The sequence below is a fragment of the Aliidiomarina sp. genome, assembly GCF_047920995.1.
GTDB lineage: Bacteria > Pseudomonadota > Gammaproteobacteria > Enterobacterales > Alteromonadaceae > Aliidiomarina.
In genome coordinates this window covers 15,654-36,750 of the sequence record NZ_JBLRWZ010000026.1, presented here as the reverse complement: position 1 = coordinate 36,750, position 21,097 = coordinate 15,654, and the positions used below count along the sequence as shown (strand labels likewise).

Here is a 21,097-nt window from a genome sequence, read left to right as displayed (position 1 = left end):
CGGAAGGTATTCAGGTTTCACTAATACGGCCGGATAATTATTTGTCCTATATTTATCCGCTTATTCGTGAGCATACCGAGCAAACGCTGGCTGAACTTTACCAGGCTCAAATATCACCTGAATTGCGAGCTATCATGCATGAGCGTGAGGGTGTGTATCAGTACGAGCGGAAAATTGATCGTGATGGTAGTAGAGAGCAAGCATATGCTTTCCTAAAGCCACTGCCCGATTATAATTTAACGGCGGTGGTAATGCGTAGCCGCACGAAAGTGATACATGAATGGTTGTATAGTTTATTAATTCCATTTGCCGTGTTGCTGTCGGCATACCTTGCACTATGGTTTGCGGCTCGCAGAGCTCAAGGTTATCTGCGCACTGCGGAACATGAGCTCAATGTTCGGCAAAGTGCTTTAGTTCAATCGTTGGAGCGCTATGGCAAGCTTACAGCGCTAATCCCCGCTGGCGTTTATCAATTGCGAATCCGGGATGATGGCGCGCGAGAATTTTATTATTTGAGCCCGCGTGCTCGAGCGATGCTTGGTATCCCCGCGGCAATGCCGTTGAGCGAAACACTTGATTATGCGGTAGACCTTATTCATCAAGATGATATTGAAAGCTTTGTTGAAACCGAGGAATCAGCGATCCAAAGAGGAGTGCCCTTTACGTGGCAAGGCCGTTTGAATGTGAACAACGATTTGCTGTGGGTGAATATTCACTCTCGCCTAGGTGAAAGCGATGCCTCTGGTAATTTATGGCATGGCGTGATGTTGGATATTACTGAGCAGCAGCGGTCCCAGCAACAAATTGAAGAGCTATCTTACTACGATGCGCTTACTCACCTGCCTAACCGTGCGCTTCTACATGAGCGTATTGGTACAGCACTCGTGCATGCCAAGAAAAAACATCGCTATGGTGCATTACTATCGATCGACCTCGATAACTTCAAGATACTTAACGATAGTCTTGGTCAAGAAGAGGGGGATCGGGTTTTAAGCGCGGTGGGCGAACGGTTTTTAGATCTCGTGTCGAGTGAGGACACGGTTTCTCGTGTTACGGCTGATGAGTTTGTGCTGCTGTTAGCAAGCGCTGGCGATAGCGAGCAAGCCGCGCTGAAGCATGTTTTGGAGCTCACTGACGCACTTAATAACGCAATGTTACAGCCGTTCGTACTTGCCAAAGATTCTTACATATTAACCGTAAGTATTGGCGTTACTCTGATCACGCCTACAGCCGAAAGTGTTGAGCGTTTGCTACAGCAGGCTGACCAAGCAATGTTTGAGGCAAAAGACGCGGGGCGTAATACTTGTGTTATTTTTGATGCAGATATCGAAGCACGTATGAATGCCCGCCTTGAATTACAGCGTGATTTACATCGCGGCATTTTGAATGATGAACTAGAGTTGCATTACCAACCGAAGGTAAATCGTTACAGCGAAACAGTTGGTGTAGAGGCGCTTGTTCGATGGCGGCACCCGATTCGTGGCATGATCGCTCCTGGTGAATTTATAACCGTAGCTGAACAATCAACGGATATAATTTTGCTGGGGAGTTGGGTGTTACGAAAGGCCTGCTATAAGCTTGTTGAATGGGCTGATCATGAAATTCGCCACGATTGGACCATGTCGGTGAATGTAAGCGTGAAACAATTACGCGCCGATAATTTTGTAGAACAGGTACTGAGTATTATTGAGGAAACGGGCGTACGCTCAGATAAACTTATTCTGGAAATAACGGAATCTATGTTGATTGGTGATACGGAGCATGCGATCCGTAAAATGCTCGCGTTACGTGAGCGCGGCGTTCGCTTTTCACTCGATGATTTTGGTACTGGCTATTCAAACTTAAGCTACTTACAGCGTTTACCACTTGATCAACTGAAAATCGATCGCTCCTTTGTTTCGTCTCCTAATGCTACTCCAGAAGAGGTGCGTACTCACCGCAAACTTACCAAAAGCATTATCTCTTTGGGGCACACACTCGATTTGATTGTGGTGGCTGAAGGTGTAGAAACGGAGGAGCAGTTCAATATTTTATTAGAGCAGGGCTGCGATATTTTTCAAGGGTATTACTTTAGCCCACCAGTGCGATCAGCAAAGCTATAACAACGCCGGTCGAGCAAAGTAGAAACCCTGTAGTAAATCGCACTCGATATTCTTCAAAAACTCACCTTGCTCTTTGGTTTCAACTCCTTCCGCCACAACCGCAAGGCCCAGGTGATGGGCCATAGTAATTAGGCCTTGTACAATCGCACAATCTTCACGATTGTTAGGCAAATGCTGCACAAAACTGCGATCAATTTTGATTTTGTCGATCGGCAGGTAGCGCAGATAGCTTAAGCTAGAGTAACCCGTACCAAAATCATCAATAGCTACGCGAACGCCTAAGGCACGAATCTTTTGCAGAATATCGATGGTACGTTCAGCGCCCAGCACCAGCACGCTCTCAGTTACCTCCAGTTCAAGCATTTCTGCTGGCAAGCCACTTTTTTGTAATGCACTAATTACCTCATCAAGGAAGCTGGCGCGACGAAATTGTAACGGTGAAATATTTACTGCGAGGTTCATACTTTTTTTGTGTTTTTGATTCCAAGCAGCAATTTCTTTGCAGGCTCGATGCAGTACTTGCTGGCCAATGGCAATAATTTGCCCAGTTCGTTCCGCTAGTGGAATAAAAGCACAAGGCGCGATCATTCCGCGAGTAGGATGACACCAACGTATAAGTGCCTCATAGCCACTGGTAATGCCTGTTTCACTAGCAACAATAGGTTGGTAATGGATAACGAACTGCTTTTGCTCAATTGCCTCCGCTATATCCAAACGCATGGCCGTGTACTCAGTGCCAATTAATGCAGTTTCGCCCTCATACCAATGCCACGTGTTACAGCCTTGGCGTTTTGCCTCACTCATCGCAATATCAGCTTGTTTAATGATCTCAGCAGCGTTGCGCGTATGTTGAGTAACGCTGCTAATACCGATACTCGCACTCAGTGCAAGCTGATGCCGACCAATTTGAAATGGCTGTGTGAGTGCCTGCAGAATTTCCTCCGCTACCTTAATAGCGAATTGCTGATTGTGTAAACTAGGCAATAAAACCACAAACTCATCTGCCGCTAACCGGGAAACGGTATCTTGTTTACATGTGCAGGAGAGTATGCGTTCAGCAACGGCTGCAAGTAATTCATCACCCACTTCATGGCCCAAGCCTTCGTTGATCGAACGGAAATCGTCTAAATCGATGTAAAGAACAGCAAACCCTGCGCTTTCTGCATGGCTGCGCTTCAGTTCGTTGTTTAAACTTTGCTCAAAATAAGTGCGGTTCGGTAATCCAGTTAAGGTATCGTGCGTGCGTTGATTTTCTAAATACTCTTTCTGCTCAACCTGAACTGTAATATCGCGCCCAATTCCAAACACTCCCACCACCACATGATTAATAATGATCGGTAAGATGGTTATCGCGAGCCAAAATTGACCATTGTTGGCGTGTACGGCCGCTACTTCCAAGCTTTGAGGTTCACCAGTTTTAGCTTTTTCAAACGCACTAATAGCCAAAGGCTGATATTCATCAATAATAAATGTGCTGTAGTGTGTACCGAGCATTTGCCTTTCGGGGAATCCAGAAAGCTTGGTAGTCGCATCGTTAGCTGCTACGAAATTACCGTTCATATCGAGCTCAAAAACAGCATCAGGATGGTTACGGAACAAGGAGGCATAGCGTTCGTTCAATTCATTACGAAGGGTATGTTCACGTTGGTGATCAAAAGCCAGAGCGATCATGCTGGCCGCTCGCTTAATAAGCTTTATTTCGCGTTCAGTAGGTTTGCGCGGTTCGCGGAAATAGGCGGAAAAAGTACCCTTGAGATCATTATTTGCACCTATTACCGGTGTAGCCCAACATGCTTTAAGTTGCTCTGCAGTGGCAACATGTTTAAATCTAGGACAAGTAGTGTCGGTAAGAAAGTTCTCTGTAATAGCAACCTTGCGCGAATGCGCCGCGATACAGCATGTTCCGCCGTTAGAAGCAACGTCAATTTGCTGTAATTCTTTTTGAAATTCTGCGGAAAAATGCACGCCACTGGCTAGGCTAAGAGTATTAGTGGCTTGGTCGTATTCCATGATGGCTACGATGGCTTCTGGAATGATACTTTCCACCCAAGCTACCATGGCTTGTAGGAGCTTGTCTCGGCTCGCATGTTGGCCGATCAACTCAAAAATTGTTTGTGTTGTAACTCTATTTTCCGGAGTTGATTGCATCAAATTTCGTTAAATAACCTTAATTTAAAGTGTTGACGGGATTTTGGGAATATACACCTGAACATTGATGAAAAAAGGAGATTTACACTATTTTATCATTAAAACGTGTTGATTTTTAATCATTTTAGAAGTTACTTAAAATCACAATTGACGGTGATGCTTTTTAGCGAATTGAAAAACAAAGCGAGAATCCAGCCTTGTAACTGTTTCGAGAATTTCCCTGAACTCCCACAATCAACGCCAAATTGTCGCGTTTCACCCACTTTCTCTTGTGTTGGGCGCTAATTTTTTGCACTCTTGTGCCACTCTATTGAAAACCTACATACTTATTGGCAAGCACCAAGAAGGAATACATCATGAAACTAATGCGTTTGTTCGCAGCAGCGGTAGCATTAACCGCAATGTCGTTCGCGGCATCAGCCGAATACCTACAAACAAAAATGAATTTTAATGAGCGCTTAAGTGGCACCGCTGAAACGCTCGTAGTTCTAGTGCCGGGTGATACAGAAGAGCTAGTTGTGCAGGGTTGGAGCCGAGATACTACTCAGCACGTAAACCGAGCCATGCAAGTAAGTGAGTTTACGGGTGCCGCAAAGCAAGAGTTGGTTGTTATCGCGCCAGCTGGCCTGAGTGAGCAGCGCGTTATTCTGATGGGTGTTGGTGTGCCTAGCGAATTAACTCGCGTAGTAGCCGAAGAAATGGGGGCAGCACTTGCAAACCATGTAAACGGTACCAAAGCTGAAACCATTCATATTGATTCACGTTTAGTTGCAGATGCCAAAGCCAACGCCGGTGTTGTAGCGGCTATGGCGCACGGTATTGATTTGCGTAACTATCGTTTTGATCGCTTTAAAAGCGAACCTGCGGAACGGCCAGCACAAACATTCGAATGGTTAGTGGCAAGTGATAGCGATGCCGCAAATCTTTATGCCGATCTTCGGGGCATTGCTGAAGGGGTGTTTTTGGCTCGTGAGCTCACCAATTTACCTGGCAGCACGGGATACCCAGCGGCCTTTGCAGAAATGGCGCGCGCTGAGCTCGAACCTTTAGGTATTGAGGTTACCATTCTTGGCCCAGAACAAGTGCGCGAGTTAGGCATGGGATCATTATATGGCGTGAGCCAAGGGAGCCAACACAAAGCACACTTGCTAGTTGCGCATTGGCGCGGTAGCGATGAGCAACCGATTGCGTTAGTTGGTAAGGGTAATACTTTCGATACCGGTGGTTACAACCTGAAAACAGCTTCGGCATCTATTTTGCGCATGCAAACCGATAAGGCAGGAGCTGCTGCAGTGGTAGGCACAGTAAAAGCTTTGGCGATTCAGAATGCGCCACTCAATGTAGTAGCGGTAGCACCACTTTCTCACAATCTGATTTCTGCAGAAGCGCAACTGCCAGGCGATGTGGTTACCGCTGGTGATGGTTCAACAATTGAAGTGGGTAATACAGATGCTGAAGGCCGGTTAATTTTAGCCGATGGTATTTGGTATGCGCGTGAGCACTTTAATCCTCGCGTAATTGCCGATATCGCTACCTTAACGGGTGCAAAAGTGGGCGCATTAGGTACTGCATACTCGGCCATTTTCAGTGAGCACGATAGTATTATTAATACCCTTCGTGATGCGGGTGAAAATACCAATGAATTAGTATGGCAGTTACCGCTAGGCCCTTATCCAGGAATTGTGAATAGCCGTATCGCGGATCGTATCAACACGGGTTCTCCAGGTGCCCAAGCCGGGGCAATATTCTTGCAGCATTTTGCTGGCGATACGCCTTGGGTGCACATTGATATGGCGGGTAATGCTTTCATTCAAAGCCCGCAGGGTATTCACCCAGAGGGCGCTACTGGCTATGGTGTGCGCTTGCTTACTGAATGGGTGAAACTGTACTCTGCTGAATAAGCGCATCTGGAAATATTTTCATGTATTATCAAAGCCTCGGCCGCGCCGGGGCTTTTTATTTTTTGCGGCGGCAATAATTGTTGTACATCGTTATTTAATATCGGTGAATGCAAGCTGCAACTGGTATTCCAAAGGAGCACAAACATGAGCCACGAAGTACAAGAAGGGTGTGTGCGCGTTGAAGAAAAAATGGCGCCATTCACCAACCAAGTTACTACATACAATCACCGTTGGTTAGCGGATGAGCCCGAAAGTGTGGGCGGTGCCGATGAGGGCCCCGCGCCGATGGAAATGGTGATGGCAGGGTTGGGTGCGTGTACCTCGATGACATTGCGCATGTATGCTAAGCGCAAAGAGTGGGCATTGGAGAAGGTTACCGTAGATTTACGCCATATTAAGGGTGAGAAGGGCGTGGAATCGATAGAGCGGCATATTCATATTGAGGGCAATCTTGATGATGAGCAGCGCCAACGGTTGCTGGAAATTGCCAATAAATGCCCAGTACATCGCACGTTAATGAATAGCCAACTAGCGATTCCTACCGAACTAGTAAAGTAGCTTTCGAATTGATTGAAAAACAGTAGCAAACGTATTTGCCAACAGGATTAGCAATGAATTTACTCCCTTGTGTAGAAGTTGAGCCGCAACAGCCAGCAAATGCGGCGATAATTTGGTTACATGGTTTAGGTGCGGATGGGCATGATTTCGAGCCCGTGGTGCCTCATTTACAGCTTACCAATGGTGTGCAGGCGCGCTTTGTGTTTCCGCATGCACCAAAAATGCCAGTAACTATTAATGGCGGTATGCAAATGCCTGCATGGTACGATATTTTGGAGATGTCTATTGATCGTAGCGTTGATGAGAAACAGCTAAGAGCTTCTGCTCAGCAAACCATAGCATTAATTGAACGGGAAATTGCGCGCGGTATTCCAGCGCATCGCATTGTGCTTGCTGGCTTTTCCCAAGGTGGTGCGGTGGCGTACGAAGCGGCACTTACATACGATAAAAAGCTTGCCGGCATCATGTGCCTCTCTACGTATTTAGCAACACATGCTTCAATACAGCCGAATGTAGCGCAGCAGGGCACGCCTATTCTTATCCACCATGGCAGCCAAGATCCGGTGGTGCCGGTGCAGCTCGGTGAGCAAGCAAAGGCTTGGTTGAGTGAGCGAAACTACCCGGTAACCTATAAAACCTACCCAATGGCGCATCAAGTATGCGCCGAGCAGCTGCAAGATATACGCGCATTTTTACAGCAGGTACTAACAGCCTAACGGCTTGCACTCGTTAATCTTTGCACGCATAGTTGATGTATTAAAAAACAGATAAGAGGGAACACCCATGCGATTCTCATCCACAAACACGAACCGGCAGCGGCAGCGCGGGCCTCATCTATGGCTACAAGCGCTCTTTGTGAGTTTGTTGTTAGCTACAGGTATTGCAGCAGCGCAAGCGGAAACGCAAGCCTCAAAGTTTACTGCTGAAGATATTTTTGCACTTGAATGGGCTAATGATGTGCAGGTTAGCCCTGATGGTAGGCAGATTATTTATGTGCGCCACAGCAACGATATTATGAACGATAGCACTCGCCGTAGCTTATGGTTAGTGGATGTGCGTAGTGGTGAGAAAACTCCACTATTTGCCGATGGGCACCAGTATAGTAGCCCACGTTGGTCTGCTGATGGTAAGCGCGTTGCTTTTATTAGTAACATGAGCGGTAGTTCGCAAATTCATGTGCATTGGCTAGAGCAAAATAAAACCGCGCGTATTACTGATGTACGGCGTGGTATAAGCAATCTAACTTGGGCACCTGATGGCAAGCATATCGCCTTCAGTATGGAAGTATTGGCGCCTACCACAGATTTTGCTCGTTCGGTATATCGGCCAACACGGCCAGAGGGCGCCAAATGGTCTGAACCAGCTATCATTGTGGAGCGCACCTATTACCAAGCAGATGGCCGCGGTTTATTAGATAGTGCGTATCGCCAGCTCTTCGTGGTAAGCGCTGAAGGAGGCGCCGAGCGCCAACTTACCAGCGGTAATTACAACCATGGTGGCCAACTTGCTTGGGTACCTGATAGCAGCGCAATCGTATTTTCTGCAAACCGCCGCGATGATTGGGAATACCACACACTAGAAGCGAACTTATTTAAGGTATCGTTAGAGAATGCAGAGCTTACGCAAATCACCCACACTGCGGGCCGTGAATACGCTCCAAGCTTTTCTCCTGATGGCCGCAGCTTAGCCTTCCTGCATAGTTCTGGAAAGCCAGAGCCTTATCGCAACGCCAAACTTCAGGTGATGAACTGGCGTTCACATGGGAATGATCCTGAAATTACTGAATTGCTTAGCGATTTTGATCGTTCAATAGAATCACCAAGCTGGCTGAACGCGAACACCATCGCCTTTCAATATGCCGATCGCGGCCGCCTAAAGTTAGCGCGGGTGGCAGCTCGAGGTGGGCGCCATACCGATTTAGTGAATGATGTAGGCACGGGTAGCAACGGGCGCCCATATTTAGGGGGGATGTTCAGTGCTTCTGGTAGTGGCGTACTCGCGTATACCCAAGCCAATGCGCATCGGCTTGGCAATGTAGCGGTATGGCAGGGTGGTGATTCTCGTGTGCTTACTCGATTGAATGAGAACCTGCTTGGCCAACGTGAGCTGGGTGAAGTGCATGAGTTTACTTATAACTCTAGCTACGATAACACCGAAATTCACGGTTGGTATATTACGCCTCCGGGTTTTGATGCGAATAAAGAATACCCGCTAATGGTAGAAATTCATGGTGGCCCTCATTTAGCCTATGGCCCGTATTTCGCTGCAGAATTACAGCGTTATGCAGCAGAAGGGTACATCGTGTTTTACAATAATTATCGTGGCAGTAGCTCGTACGGTTATGATTTCGCGATGCTGTTAAACAATAATTACTCTTCGCCCTACGATTTTGCCGATCATATGTCGGGTATTGATGCGTTAATCGAAAAAGGCTTTGTTGATGCTAATAACCTGTTTATCACCGGCGGCTCAGCTGGCGGTATTGCAACTGCATATGCGGTAGGCTTAACGGATCGCTTTAATGCCGCGGTAGCAACGAATCCGGTTATTAATTGGGTATCAAAAGTACTTACCGCTGATAGCTATGTAGGGCAAATAGCCAACCAATTCCCAGGCATGCCATGGGAAGAGCATGAGCATTATTGGCAGCGCTCGCCTTTGTCGTTAGTGGGTAACGTAACCACACCAACCTTAACATTAACGGGTGAAAGCGATCGCCGCACGCCGATCTCCGATAGTGAACAGTTCTATCAGGCACTTAAATTACGTGGTGTAGATACGGCAATGGTGCGGATTCCTGGCTCTTATCACGGCATTTCAAATCGCCCTTCACGTATGATTATGAAAATCGAACATGCATTGGCATGGTTTGAAAAATATAAGCAATAAACGCTGAATAACCATCAGCAAAACAAAGCCCGATGTTGCGAATCAACATCGGGCTTTTTTGTGCAATTATTTACCGTGGTGCTGGCGCAGTTAACTTAAAAAACTTTCGCCATATTCGGTAGCGGGTAAACCGAGGTGGCTGGCAATACTTTGGCCGATATCCGCAAAGCTAGCGCGGCGGCCAATGTTGCCGCCCGCTGCTGGAATTTCTAAATCGGGGCCAAAGCAGATTACGGGAATATATTCGCGGGTATGATCGCTTCCTGGCCAGGTAGGATCGCATCCATGATCGGCGGCAATAAATACCCGATCACCCGGTTTCAGAGCGGCAATTAGTTCTGGCAAGCGCTGATCAAAGGCTTCTAAAGCGCGCGCGTAGCCGGGCACATTTCGGCGATGGCCATACTCCATATCAAAATCTACGAAGTTTGGGAAAATGATACTTTGCTCTGGCGCCACCTGAATGGCGGCAAGAGTGGCGTTGAAAATGGCATCGTTGCCACTCGCTTTTACGCTTTGGGTAATCCCTTGATGGGCGTAGATATCAGCAATTTTACCAATGCTGATCACTTCACCGCCGGCCGCTACCAACTTATCCAGCACGGTGGGCGCCGGTGGCAGCACCGAGTAATCACGACGGTTTGCCGTGCGCTTGAAGTTGCTCGCTTCAGTACCCGCAAACGGCCGGGCAATCACTCGCCCTACACGTAAGTTATGCGCATCTAGCTTTTTTCGCGCGAGCTCGCACAGCGTGAGTAAGCGCTGTAAGCCAAAGCTTTCTTCATGCGCAGCAATCTGCAAAACACTGTCGGCTGAAGTGTAGATAATGGGTTTCCCGCTAGCGATATGTTCAGCGCCAAGCTTGGCAATAATTTCTGTACCCGAGGCGTGGCAATCGCCCAGAATGCCGGGTAAATCGGCTTCCGCGATGAGCTCGGCAATGAAATCGGCAGGAAATGTAGGCACGGTATTCGGGAAATAATGCCAATCGAACAGTACCGGTACACCGGCAATTTCCCAATGGCCACTGGGTGTGTCTTTACCACGGCTTAGCTCTTGAGCGTAACCGTATAGTGCACTTACTGGCCCATCGTATGTGAAGCCAGCTGGTTGTTCGCCACCACTTTCGGTAGCGAGCAAACCCAGCCCGAGCTTTTCTAAATTGGGTAGTTTTAACGGCCCTTGCCTACCTTCATCTGCCTTTCCTGCGGCACACGTAGCAGCGATGTGGCCAAACGTATTGGCCCCCACATCACCAAACTCCTTAGCATCGGCACTAGCACCAACGCCGAACGAATCAAGCATAAGAATAATTGCACGGGCCATTAGGTTACTCCCTAAACATCATTAGCAGTAAGTGTCTCATAAACCACTGGGTTTAGCTGTGGCAATGTTTTGCTTAGGCCAATCGATGCTTTCAATTCTACCGCCGCCGCTGCAGCGCTAAGTTCATCTTGCGCATGCACGAAAGCAAGTGGGCGATCACTATCAATGTAAGTGCCGATTGGCTGAATATCCGTAATGCCTACAGCATGGTTAATGGTATCTGCGGAATTGCGGCGGCCACCACCAAGGGTTACTACTACTAAGCCTAGTTCACGGGTAGCTACTTGCGCAATGTACCCGGGCATATCTGCATACACAGGCATTACTACAGGGGCTTTTGGCAAATAGTGCTGCCAGTTTTCAACAAAATCAGCTGGCCCACCTAATGCGTGTACCATTTTGCCGAATATCTCTGCGGCGCGGCCAGAATCCAACGCTTCATTTAGCTTCGCTTCAGCCTCTTTCGGCGTATTGGCAATACCACTTAGCTGTAACATTTGTTTCGCCAATGCCATGGTTACAGCATGTAAACGCGGGTTGCGGCGCACACCGGTGAGGTACTCAACGGCTTCACGCATTTCCGTGGCATTCCCAGCGGTATCGCCTAGTGCTTCATTCATATCGGTAATGGTGGCAGAAGTACGCACACCAGCATCATTTGCTACGGCAACAATGCTGCTTGCTAAGCCGCGCGAATCCTCCAGGCTGGTCATGAAGGCGCCATTGCCGGTTTTCACATCCATGGCTAATGATTCCAAGCCAGCAGAGAGTTTTTTAGAAAGAATAGAGGCGGTAATCAAAGGAATAGAATCTACGGTAGCGGTAATATCACGAATACTGTAGAAACGTTTGTCTGCTGGGGCAAGATCGGCGGTTTGGCCGATAATGGCCACACCGATATCTTTTACTATGCGCTGAAAATCTTGCAAATCGGGCTGAATATTGTACCCAGGAATACTTTCAAACTTGTCTAAGGTACCGCCGGTGTGGCCAAGGCCACGGCCAGCAATCATCGGCACATAGCCACCGCACGCTGCAACCATTGGGCCAAGCATCAAGCTTACCGAATCGCTTACCCCGCCTGTTGAGTGTTTATCAACAATTGGGCCACCTAAATCCATACCTTCCCAGCTTACTACGTTGCCCGAGTTCATCATTTCTTCAGTAAGGGCAACGCGCTCTGGCATAGCCATGCCGTTGAAATAAACCGACATTGCAAAAGCGGCAATTTGGCTATCGGTTACGGTGTTATCAGTAATGCCCTGCACGAAAAAAGCAATTTGTTCGCGGCTGAGGGTTTTGCCATCACGTTTCGCTCGAATAATTTCTTGTGGCAACATCTTAGTATCCTCCTGCTGCTGATGATTCTTGGCTACCTTCTAGAGTAGCCACTAAATTGGTGCGCACTGAGCTAGCACCTAGGCGGAAACGGCTAGGGTGCAACCCTGCGCTACCAAGCTGAGTTTCTACAGCCTGCATGTACAGGATGGCATCGGCCAATGTACGAATGCCACCAGCGGGTTTAAAGCCTACGCCACGTGCCGGATGCGCGCTACTTTGGGTGGCTTGTTGGCGGGCAATATCGGCAGCAATACGCGCAAGCATAATTTCTGCTGCTTCTGCACTAGCATTAACGGCTACTTTGCCGGTGGATGTTTTAATAAAATCGGCACCACCTGCGATGGCGATATCACTGGCTTGCTGAATCAGTTGCGCTGAGGCTAATACGCCAGTTTCCAGAATTACTTTTAGGTGCACATGTTGGCCGCAGGCTGCTTTACAGGCTTGTACGAGTTGCAACGGAGTGCGGGTATCGCCTGCTAACAAGGCTTGGTAGGGCAGTACCACATCTACTTCATCGGCACCATATGCTACAGCGGCAGCGGTTTCTTTTACGGCAATATCAATATCATCACCGCCGGTAGGGAAGTTGGTTACCGTAGCCAAGCGCACAGCATAAAGCTCTTGCGCATCTAATAGCTTGCGGGCCAGCGGCAAGAAGCGGGGAAACAAACATAAGGCTGCCACATGAATGCGGTTACCTTCGGCATCACGCCAGCTAGCGTTATCTACCACTGCTTGAATATCAGCGGCGGTTTCGGCGTCGGTAAGGCTGGTTAAATCCAACAAGGAAAACGCCTTCGCGGCTTGTTGTTTTGGGGTTAACTCATGTAACGCTAACTCTGCCATGCTACTACTCCTGTGCAGAATGAGTGTGTAATTGTTCGGGGCCAAATGAATGCGGCAATAAATCGTGTAATTTCATTACCGCGCGCACACCTTCCGGCCCACATATGTGTACTGTAGTGTCGGCATGGGCGAATTCGCGAATGCGTTGCCTACATCCACCGCAAGGTGAAACCAAGCCTTCACCGTTACCAATCACATAAATTTTTTGAATCTTGCGGCCGCCAGCCATTACCATGGCTGCAATAGCGCCCGCTTCCGCGCATGTACCTTCCGGGTAAGAAGCATTCTCTACGTTGCAGCCACTATATACTTCGCCATTATCAGCAATAATTGCGGCACCTACTGGAAAATTAGAATAGGGGGCATACGCTTTCGTTTGCGCTGTTTTAACCGCCGCTAGTAAACGTGCTTCCTGATCCATGTGTGGCTCTTGCATAAAAACCTACGCTGCAAATTGAAAAAAGGGCACACATCTTACCTAATTTTTTCCACACCTGCTAACCACCGATCATATAACTCGTTCCGATCTTCGCTAGTAATCGCAGGCGTAAAGCTACCTTTGCTGCCACAAAGCGCATTAAGCTCGCTGAGTGCATGGTACATGCCTGCCTGCAATCCAGCTAAGAAGGCAGCGCCGCGCACACTAATTTCCGCAGTGTCGGCACGTAATACCGAATAGCCGGTGATATCTGCAAGCGCTTGCATAAACCAGCCATTGTCGGTCATGCCACCATCTACTTTTAGAATATCAATGGTTTGGCCATCCTCTTCCATCGCTAATAGTAAATCGCGGGTTTGCAGTGCCACACTGCGCAGTGCTGCGGCCGCGAGTTGTTTTTTGCCGGTATCGCGGGTCATGCCGAATATCGCCGCGCGAGCATTGGGTTGCCAATAGGGCGCTCCTAAGCCGGTGAAGGCAGGAATTAGTAGCTCGCTTTGTTGATAATCAACGCCCTCAGCAAGTTGTTCTGTTTCTACTGCCGATTGGATAATGCCCAGCTTATCGCGTAGCCATTGCACAATGGCACCCGCCATAAAAATACTGCCTTCAAGTGCGTAGATGGGTTGGCCATTAACTTGATACGCCAGTGTGGTAAGTAGCCTATTTTCTGAGAAAACAGGCGTGTTGCCAGTATTTACTAGAGCAAAACAACCGGTTCCATAGGTGCTTTTAATCTGCCCAGGTTCTATACAAGCTTGCCCTACTAGCGCTCCTTGTTGATCACCAATCATGGCGCCAATCATAATACCCTCGTGCAGTTCGCTGGTAGTTGCGCCAGCTAGCTGTGGCGTTTCACTACTGCTGAATAGCGAGCTATCGGCTAAACCAAATGCGTTGGCGTTATCACGAATTTCCGGTAGTAACGCTAGCGGCACTTGAAACAACGCGCAGAGTTCTGGATCCCATTGCCGCGAAGCTAAGTTCATTAATAACGTACGTGAAGCATTGGTAGCATCGGTAGCATGCACGCGACCACCGCTTAAATGCCACAACAAAAAAGTATCTATGGTGCCAAATGCCAGCTCACCCGCCTCTGCTTTTTCCCGAGCCCCCGTTACGTTATCCAAAATCCAAGCAATTTTAGTGGCTGAGAAATAGGGATCGAGTAACAATCCTGTGCGCTCTTGTACCAACGCGGTATGGCCAGCTTCACGCATACTGGCGCATTGGTTTGCGGTACGGCGATCTTGCCAAACAATGGCCCGATGCAATGGCTCACCGGTTTTGCGATCCCAAATTACCGTGGTTTCTCGTTGATTAGTGATACCAATCACCTGAATATCAGCTGCTTGCATATTAGCAGCGCGAATTGCCTTGCGGCAGGCGTGTACGGTAGATTGCCAAATATCGAGAGGGTCATGCTCTACATAACCATTGGCGGGAAAGTGCTGCGGAAATTCTACTTGCCCATGGCCAATGGTCTGCAACTTATGGTTGTAAACCATGGCGCGGCTTGATGTGGTGCCTTGATCGATAGCTAAAATAAATTGGGCGCTCGAGGCGCCCAAAGTGTGTTGTGTACTCATGCATATGCTCCTGAGGGCTCAGAAGCTTACGATAGCACCTGTAATGCAGCTGTAAAGTGTTCGCTGGTACGTTCTGCTGCCGCGCGGTCTGCAATACGGAAGTTTACATGGCCAACTTTGCGGCCGGGGCGCGAATCTTTGCCATACCAAAAGGCGCTAGTAATCGAGCTCTGCCACAGTTCGCTAGGAATTTGCTCACAGCCAATGGCGTTCACCATTAGGGTAGGCTGAATCGCTAGCTCGGGGAACGGCATATTAGTGAGGCTGCGAATATGCAGATCAAATTGGCTGGCATTGCAGCCGGTTAAAGACCAATGGCCAGAGTTGTGCACACGCGGGGCAATTTCATTTACCAGTAATTGCGCGTTATCGCCTTCGCCCACTACAAAAAACTCGATAGCGAGGGTGCCCACATAACCAAGGTGTTCGGTAATCGCCTTAAATGCTTCTTCGGCCGCGGTTTGCAGGTGTTCTGGAACGGCTTCGTAACCCGCAAAGGTATGGCTGAGAATGCCGTTGCGATGCACATTTTCTACTAATGGGTAGCACAGTATGCGGCCATCACGAGCGCGCGCGCCCACAATCGATACTTCCCGGGTAAATGGAATCATGGCTTCGATAATACCAGGCTGATGGCCTGCGGTTGCGATCAGTGCATCGATATCGTCGCCAACCGCCCAACGCCACTGGCTTTTGCCATCGTAGCCGCCAAACGCGGCTTTAATTACCACCGCTTGTTGCCACTTTTGCATTGCTTGCTGAAATTCATCGGCGGTATTAAAGGCTTGCCATGGCGCGGTAGCGATGCCAAGAGAATCGCACAACTTCTTCTCTAATTGGCGATGGGTAAGTGGGCGGATTTTGTCGGCATCCGTAAGCAGTTTAGCTGCTGCTAGCGCCACATGCTCAGGGTTCAGCTGTTCGTGTTCCCAGCTTACTACATCGGCCCATTGCATGGCGTTTTCAATACTAAGCGATAGCGCCACATGAGCGCCAGCGGGCATAACCTGATTGGTGCGGGTGTTGATGAGTAGGCATTCATGGCCAAGCTGAATACTGCTTTGCGCAAGCATTTGGCCGAGTTGGCCATTACCTAAAATCAATAACTTCATTAATCCAGTTCCAACTTGCTGGCGGCAATAACGGTGTTTCGTTGTTGTACCCGAAACGCTTTTACCTTTTCTTGCACTGCAGGCTCGGTGGTGCCAATTACCTGTGCGGCAAGTAAACCAGCGTTCGCCGCACCGGCTTCGCCAATGGCCAATGTGCCCACAGCCACGCCTTTTGGCATTTGTACAATGGAAAGCAGGCTATCGAGGCCTTTAAGTTGTTTGCTAGCAACCGGAACCCCAAATACTGGCAAGCAGGTAAACGCTGCTAGCATGCCTGGTAAATGGGCTGCGCCGCCTGCTCCAGCAATAATAACGCGGGTATCATTTGCTTCCGCTTCTTGCATTGTGCTGGCAAGTAAATCGGGAGTGCGGTGCGCGGAAACCACGCGGGCTTCCCAGCTTACCCCAAATTCTTTTAACATATGGGCGGCCGCCTGCATGGTAGGCCAATCAGAAGTAGATCCCATTAAGATAAGCACACTGGCCATTCGCAGCTCCTGCTTTCATTGTTGAATTTCATGAAAGGCGCGGATTGTAGCAGAAAATTGGTTAATTCGCATACGCAAAATTAGTGTAAATGGCGTTGGGGTTGTAAATTATTTAAGCTTATTCATCTATTTCAACGTAAACTTACACGGGATATCAATATACGGAGTGTAGCCTTGATATACGGATATGAAAAACAGATGAGCAGACGATTTCGAACAGAGCATTCGAATGGCTTCGCGGGTTTTTTCCGCTCGCTCGGCAGTTCGCGAACTCCCTCGTTAAGCAGGCCTACTCGCTGGTGCTGGTACGCACTCTTATTGGCGCTACTTGTTAGCTTCGCAACTGTAGCCGATGAAGGCTTGTGGCTGCCTGAGCAACAGCCGAACTGGCCAACTCAGCCCCATGCTTCAGCAGTGCTGAAAGTGGGCGGCTGTACCGGCACGTTTGTTTCTGCCGATGGCTTAGTGCTAACCAATCACCACTGTATTCTCGATTTGCTGCAATATCGCTCCACGCTAGATAACAACTACCTAGAAACTGGTTTCTTAGCGATTAACAAAGACCTTGAGTTACTAGCTCCGCATGATTTCACCATTGCTCATACTCTCGAACGAACTGAAGTTACTCAGCAGGTGTTAAGTGGCGTAAGTGCCCGCACCACTGGTAGTGAGCGCTTTAATTTAATCGCCAGCAACCGCAATGAATTATTACGCCGCTGTGAAGACAGTGCTGGCATTCAATGCCGCGTGGTAGATCATTACGATGGCTTAGGTTATTTGCTAGTTCGCGATCGTATTTTCTCACGGGTGAAATTAGTGTGGGCGCCGCCTGCCGATGTTGGCCATTTTGGTGGTATTGAAGATAACTGGCAGTGGCCTCGGCATAGCGCAGATTTAGCTTTATTGCGGGTTTATAACGCGGATGGTACTCCTTACCAGCCAGCACATTGGTTACCGCTATCACCGGCAGCGCCGGCTGATGGCGAACCGGTATTTGTAGCGGGCTTTCCGGGAGTAACGCAACGTTATCGATTGCGCAAAGAAGTGGCGATGGCGTTTGATGAGTTTTATCCACACAGTGAGCGTTATTTACAGCGCTGGATGCAGGTGTTAAGTAACGCCATGGAAGATAACCCTGATATATCAATACGTTATGTGCCTACCATGGTGCGCCTCGGTAATCGCTATCAGAATTTACGTGGCTTATTGGCAGCCGGCGAGCGGTACCAAATTCACCAGTTAGCAGCCGAGCAAGAACGCGCGTTGCGGGAGTGGATTGCCGAACACGATGATGTGGATCGTTATCAAACGGCCATTGCTACCGCAGAGCAAGCGCTTGCCGCTCGGCAAGCGCTCTTGCAGCGGCAGGTGTGGTGGAACTTCTTTCAAGAATTACAATTACCCTCTATTGCGCAACGGTTGTATCGCTTAGCACAGGAATCAGGGCGCAGTGATGAGCGCCGAACACGAGGCTTTCAGAGCCAGCAAGTGCCAGTGATTCGAGCGCAATTAATTGGCCAAGCTCGGCAGTTTGCTGTGGCGGTTGAGAGTGAGCTGTTGGTTGAGCTGCTACTGTTGCACCAAGATCTACCAGAAGAACAACGAATTAGTTTCGTTACCGAGTTCTTTGCGCTAAACGAAGAGAGCTCTCGAGAATCAATTCAGCATACCGTAAATGCGTTATATGCAGCTTCAACATTGGGAGATATAGCGGAAATTGAGCGCTTAATGAACACACCGTTAAGTGATATTCGCCGTAGTAACGATCCTTGGCTGCGTTTTGCCATGGATACCGCCAATGAACGCTTGCGTTGGGATTTACGGGAGCGCGAGTTGCGTGGCTTTGAGCAACAAGGGCGTTCTGTATTAATGGATGCATTTCGCCGTGAAGCCCGAGCAGAAGGGCGCCGGCTGCCGGATAATGCAAACCGCACCTACCGTTTGAGCGCAGGAATTGTAGCTGCTGTGGGCAGCGCGCGAACCACCCTGAATTCGCTATTAGCAATCGCAGATTCGGCACCGCGTTATCAGCTGCCGTTCAGTATGCATGCAGCTGCGGCTGTGCATGGCGCAGGTTGCTTGGCTGCCAGCCCCGATCAGCTTACCTTAAATTTCCTTTCTACCGCAGATGGCACTGGGGGCAGCTCTGGCAGCCCCACGGTAAATAGCCGTGGCGAGTTGATAGGCTTGGTGTTTGATTCCACTGCGGATGCAATTTTAAGTGATTGGCACTTTGATGCTGAGCGGCACCGCTTAATTCATGCCGATGTGCGCTATTTGCTGTGGTTGTTGCGTTATGTATATCAGGCTAATGAGCTTATGGCGGAACTTGGCTTTGCGGAAGATGCAGATGGTTGTACTTTAAACGGTAGGCCGATTATTCCAGTTCCAGCTCGAGCTGACGATCTTCCTCTGGATCTGGCAGAGTAATACCTAAACCAATCAAGCGAATGGTTCGGCCTTTGGCTCGGGGCCAGGCTTCAGCCAACAGTTGGTAATATAATGAAGGCGATACGCGGTTGCTCACCCGGCTTACAGTGGTTTGATTAAAATCACTGAACTTTAGCTTTAGGGTTTGCCCTTTCGCTTTCATATCTTGCCAGCGGCCATCTCCGGCTCGCCGTTTTAGGCTAGCCAATAGCGTGGTTTCCAGAAAGCGCTCTGCCTCTTTTAAATGCTTAAAATCCCGGTGCAATGTTTCTTCTACGCTGATTTGCTTGCGTAATCGAGTGGTTTGTATGGGCCGTTCATCAATTCCTAGGCAGCGCTGAAACAACAGCATACCCGAGTGTTCGCCCAGTATTCGTTGTAGTTTTTGTGGATCGCAGGTTTGAATATCGCTTACGTTGTGAAAGCCGGCGGCAGCCAACCGCTCTTGGCTTTTCGGCCCTACTCCAGGAATACGCCGTAACGGCAAGGCGGCGAGATATTGCACAATTTGCTGTGGTGGAACCACACTTTGGCCATCGGGCTTGCGGTCTTCCGAGGCTATTTTAGCCACCATTTTTTGGCTAGAAATTCCTGCAGATGCGGAAACCCCAAGTTCGCGCAGCTCGGCGCGAATGGCTTCTAAAGTAAGGCTGGCGCTGCCTTGAAAGGCGGTATTTTCGGTTAAATCCAGGTAGAACTCATCAATTGAGGCGGGTTCAACGCGATCCGTGTACTGTAACAGCACTTCTTGAACACGTTTCGACATCGCTTTGTAAGCGGCCATGTCAGGTTTTACAAATACTAACTCTGGGCATAGGCGGCGAGCTTGATGCCCGGGCATCGCGCTACGTACACCAAACTTTCGGGCGAGGTAATTTGCGGTAGCAACTACTCCGCGCTCACCACCACCACCTACTGCAAATGGCACATGCGCAAGTTTCGGCTGCTTCAACACTTCTACAGCGGCAAAAAATGCATCAAGGTCGAGCAGCGCTATTTTGCGATTTTGAGAATCTTGTACCATTCACTTAATCTATATCAGTTTTTTTGCGTATACATACATGTACACTTTATATGCTGTAAGTGTATCACAGCGAATAGTGAAACTAGCCTAAGCATAGGAATATGAGCGAGTTTACGGGTAAACGTCAGCGAATTGGATAAATACTGCGCAAACAGTTTCATGCGAGCAGATTTCTCGTTATAATCGTTGCAGGTATTCAGCATTACATTATTTTTCGCCACCAGTGCGAACAGGAGAAAGCCGTGAAGTTTTTAAATCAATTGAAGTGGAAACATGTACTCGCTGTTGTTGCAGGTGTTGCTGTAGCGGGAAGCGTAATGGCTGTTTCTACAGATATGTCACGCGAAGCGATTGCTGAGCGTATTAAGCCGGCAGCTAAAGTACGTTTAGCAGGTGAAGAAACCACTCAAGCAGTTGCCTCAGCCTCGCAAGAGGGCGATCGCTCGGGTGAGCAAGTGTACAACACAGCGTGTGCTGCATGCCATACAAGTGGCGTACTGAACGCACCACGTATCAATAATGCTGGTGATTGGGAACCACGTTTAACGCAAGGTATGGATGTATTATTAGAGCATTCAATTAATGGCTATAATGCAATGCCACCTCGCGGCGGTTGTATGAACTGTTCAGATGATGAAATCTTAGCTGCAATCGAATATATGATTGCAGACATCTAACCAGATTAGCAAAATCCGCGATTAGTGTTATATCGCCTTCGAAAACCGCCGTTATGGCGGTTTTTTGTTTTATATCAATTCACTTTGTTTTATTCAGTTTGTTTACTTTTCATTCATCGAAACTCGTAATATACTGCAAAATCTTACAAAAATAACAATTCGTTAACCTGTGCAATTAGTGTAAGGTTAACTACTTAGCAGAACTTCCCACAAGGGGGCTGCTC

Annotated in this window: 16 protein-coding genes; 7 read left to right on the top strand and 9 right to left on the bottom strand. The window is 48.6% G+C overall.

Features of this window, described 5'->3' with window-relative positions:
• Positions 1–2,102: putative bifunctional diguanylate cyclase/phosphodiesterase (locus tag ACNA7P_RS08215; protein ID WP_416258140.1), on the top strand; the 2,102-nt coding region annotated here is incomplete at its 5' end.
• On the opposite strand, the gene ACNA7P_RS08210 is transcribed toward ACNA7P_RS08215, so the two are convergent.
• Positions 2,097–4,250 (bottom strand): EAL domain-containing protein, encoded by a 2,154-nt coding sequence (locus ACNA7P_RS08210; RefSeq protein WP_416258139.1) that lies wholly within the window; start codon positions 4,248–4,250, stop codon positions 2,097–2,099. The two genes, ACNA7P_RS08215 and ACNA7P_RS08210, sit on opposite strands and share 6 nt — an antisense overlap.
• 356 nt (positions 4,251–4,606) lie before the next feature.
• Here ACNA7P_RS08210 and ACNA7P_RS08205 point away from each other — a divergent pair, with 356 nt between their 5' ends.
• The 4 genes from ACNA7P_RS08205 to ACNA7P_RS08190 all read left to right on the top strand — a co-directional run bounded on the left by ACNA7P_RS08205 (position 4,607) and on the right by ACNA7P_RS08190 (position 9,598).
• A complete protein-coding gene (locus ACNA7P_RS08205; protein ID WP_416258138.1) occupies positions 4,607–6,151 on the top strand; it encodes a leucyl aminopeptidase family protein in 1,545 nt (514 codons plus the stop codon).
• Positions 6,152–6,295: 144 nt separating this feature from the next.
• Positions 6,296–6,709: an OsmC family protein gene (locus ACNA7P_RS08200; RefSeq protein WP_416258137.1), complete on the top strand. Its 414-nt coding sequence runs from the start codon at positions 6,296–6,298 to the stop codon at positions 6,707–6,709.
• A gap of 53 nt (positions 6,710–6,762) precedes the next feature.
• A complete protein-coding gene (locus ACNA7P_RS08195; protein ID WP_416258136.1) occupies positions 6,763–7,425 on the top strand; it encodes an alpha/beta hydrolase in 663 nt (220 codons plus the stop codon).
• Between the two features lie 67 nt (positions 7,426–7,492).
• On the top strand, positions 7,493–9,598 hold the full coding sequence (locus ACNA7P_RS08190; RefSeq protein ID WP_416258135.1) for a prolyl oligopeptidase family serine peptidase: 2,106 nt from the start codon (positions 7,493–7,495) through the stop codon (positions 9,596–9,598).
• A 90-nt stretch (positions 9,599–9,688) separates the two neighbouring features.
• Here the strand turns inward: ACNA7P_RS08190 and ACNA7P_RS08185 are convergent, their stop codons facing one another.
• Genes ACNA7P_RS08185 through purE form a run of 7 tightly spaced genes read right to left on the bottom strand, consistent with a single transcriptional unit; the run spans position 9,689 to position 16,742 of the window.
• On the bottom strand, positions 9,689–10,924 hold the full coding sequence (locus tag ACNA7P_RS08185) for a phosphopentomutase (protein WP_416258134.1): 1,236 nt from the start codon (positions 10,922–10,924) through the stop codon (positions 9,689–9,691).
• A gap of 11 nt (positions 10,925–10,935) precedes the next feature.
• Positions 10,936–12,264, bottom strand: a complete 1,329-nt coding sequence (gene deoA / locus ACNA7P_RS08180) for a thymidine phosphorylase (RefSeq protein ID WP_416258133.1) — start codon at positions 12,262–12,264, stop codon at positions 10,936–10,938.
• A 1-nt stretch (position 12,265) separates the two neighbouring features.
• Complete coding sequence (gene deoC, locus ACNA7P_RS08175; RefSeq protein WP_416258132.1) at positions 12,266–13,114, bottom strand: deoxyribose-phosphate aldolase; 849 nt, start codon at positions 13,112–13,114, stop codon at positions 12,266–12,268.
• 4 nt (positions 13,115–13,118) lie between these two features.
• Positions 13,119–13,535, bottom strand: a complete 417-nt coding sequence (locus ACNA7P_RS08170; protein WP_416258131.1) for a cytidine deaminase — start codon at positions 13,533–13,535, stop codon at positions 13,119–13,121.
• Positions 13,536–13,588: 53 nt separating this feature from the next.
• Positions 13,589–15,142, bottom strand: a complete 1,554-nt coding sequence (gene glpK, locus ACNA7P_RS08165) for a glycerol kinase GlpK (RefSeq protein ID WP_416258130.1) — start codon at positions 15,140–15,142, stop codon at positions 13,589–13,591.
• A gap of 26 nt (positions 15,143–15,168) precedes the next feature.
• Complete coding sequence (locus ACNA7P_RS08160) at positions 15,169–16,254, bottom strand: ATP-grasp domain-containing protein (RefSeq protein WP_416258129.1); 1,086 nt, start codon at positions 16,252–16,254, stop codon at positions 15,169–15,171.
• Complete coding sequence (gene purE, locus ACNA7P_RS08155) at positions 16,254–16,742, bottom strand: 5-(carboxyamino)imidazole ribonucleotide mutase (RefSeq protein ID WP_416258128.1); 489 nt, start codon at positions 16,740–16,742, stop codon at positions 16,254–16,256. Before purE ends, ACNA7P_RS08160 begins: the two co-directional genes overlap by 1 nt.
• Before the next feature lie 198 nt (positions 16,743–16,940).
• Here purE and ACNA7P_RS08150 point away from each other — a divergent pair, with 198 nt between their 5' ends.
• Positions 16,941–19,172 (top strand): S46 family peptidase, encoded by a 2,232-nt coding sequence (locus ACNA7P_RS08150; RefSeq protein ID WP_416258127.1) that lies wholly within the window; start codon positions 16,941–16,943, stop codon positions 19,170–19,172.
• Here ACNA7P_RS08150 and dinB read toward each other — a convergent pair.
• Positions 19,120–20,196, bottom strand: coding sequence for a DNA polymerase IV (gene dinB, locus ACNA7P_RS08145; RefSeq protein ID WP_416258126.1), 1,077 nt, complete (start codon positions 20,194–20,196; stop codon positions 19,120–19,122). The genes ACNA7P_RS08150 and dinB overlap by 53 nt on opposite strands.
• Positions 20,197–20,438: 242 nt before the next feature.
• On the opposite strand from dinB, the gene ACNA7P_RS08140 reads away from it, so the two are divergent.
• Complete coding sequence (locus ACNA7P_RS08140) at positions 20,439–20,873, top strand: c-type cytochrome (RefSeq protein ID WP_416258125.1); 435 nt, start codon at positions 20,439–20,441, stop codon at positions 20,871–20,873.
• Positions 20,874–21,097: the final 224 nt, after the last annotated feature.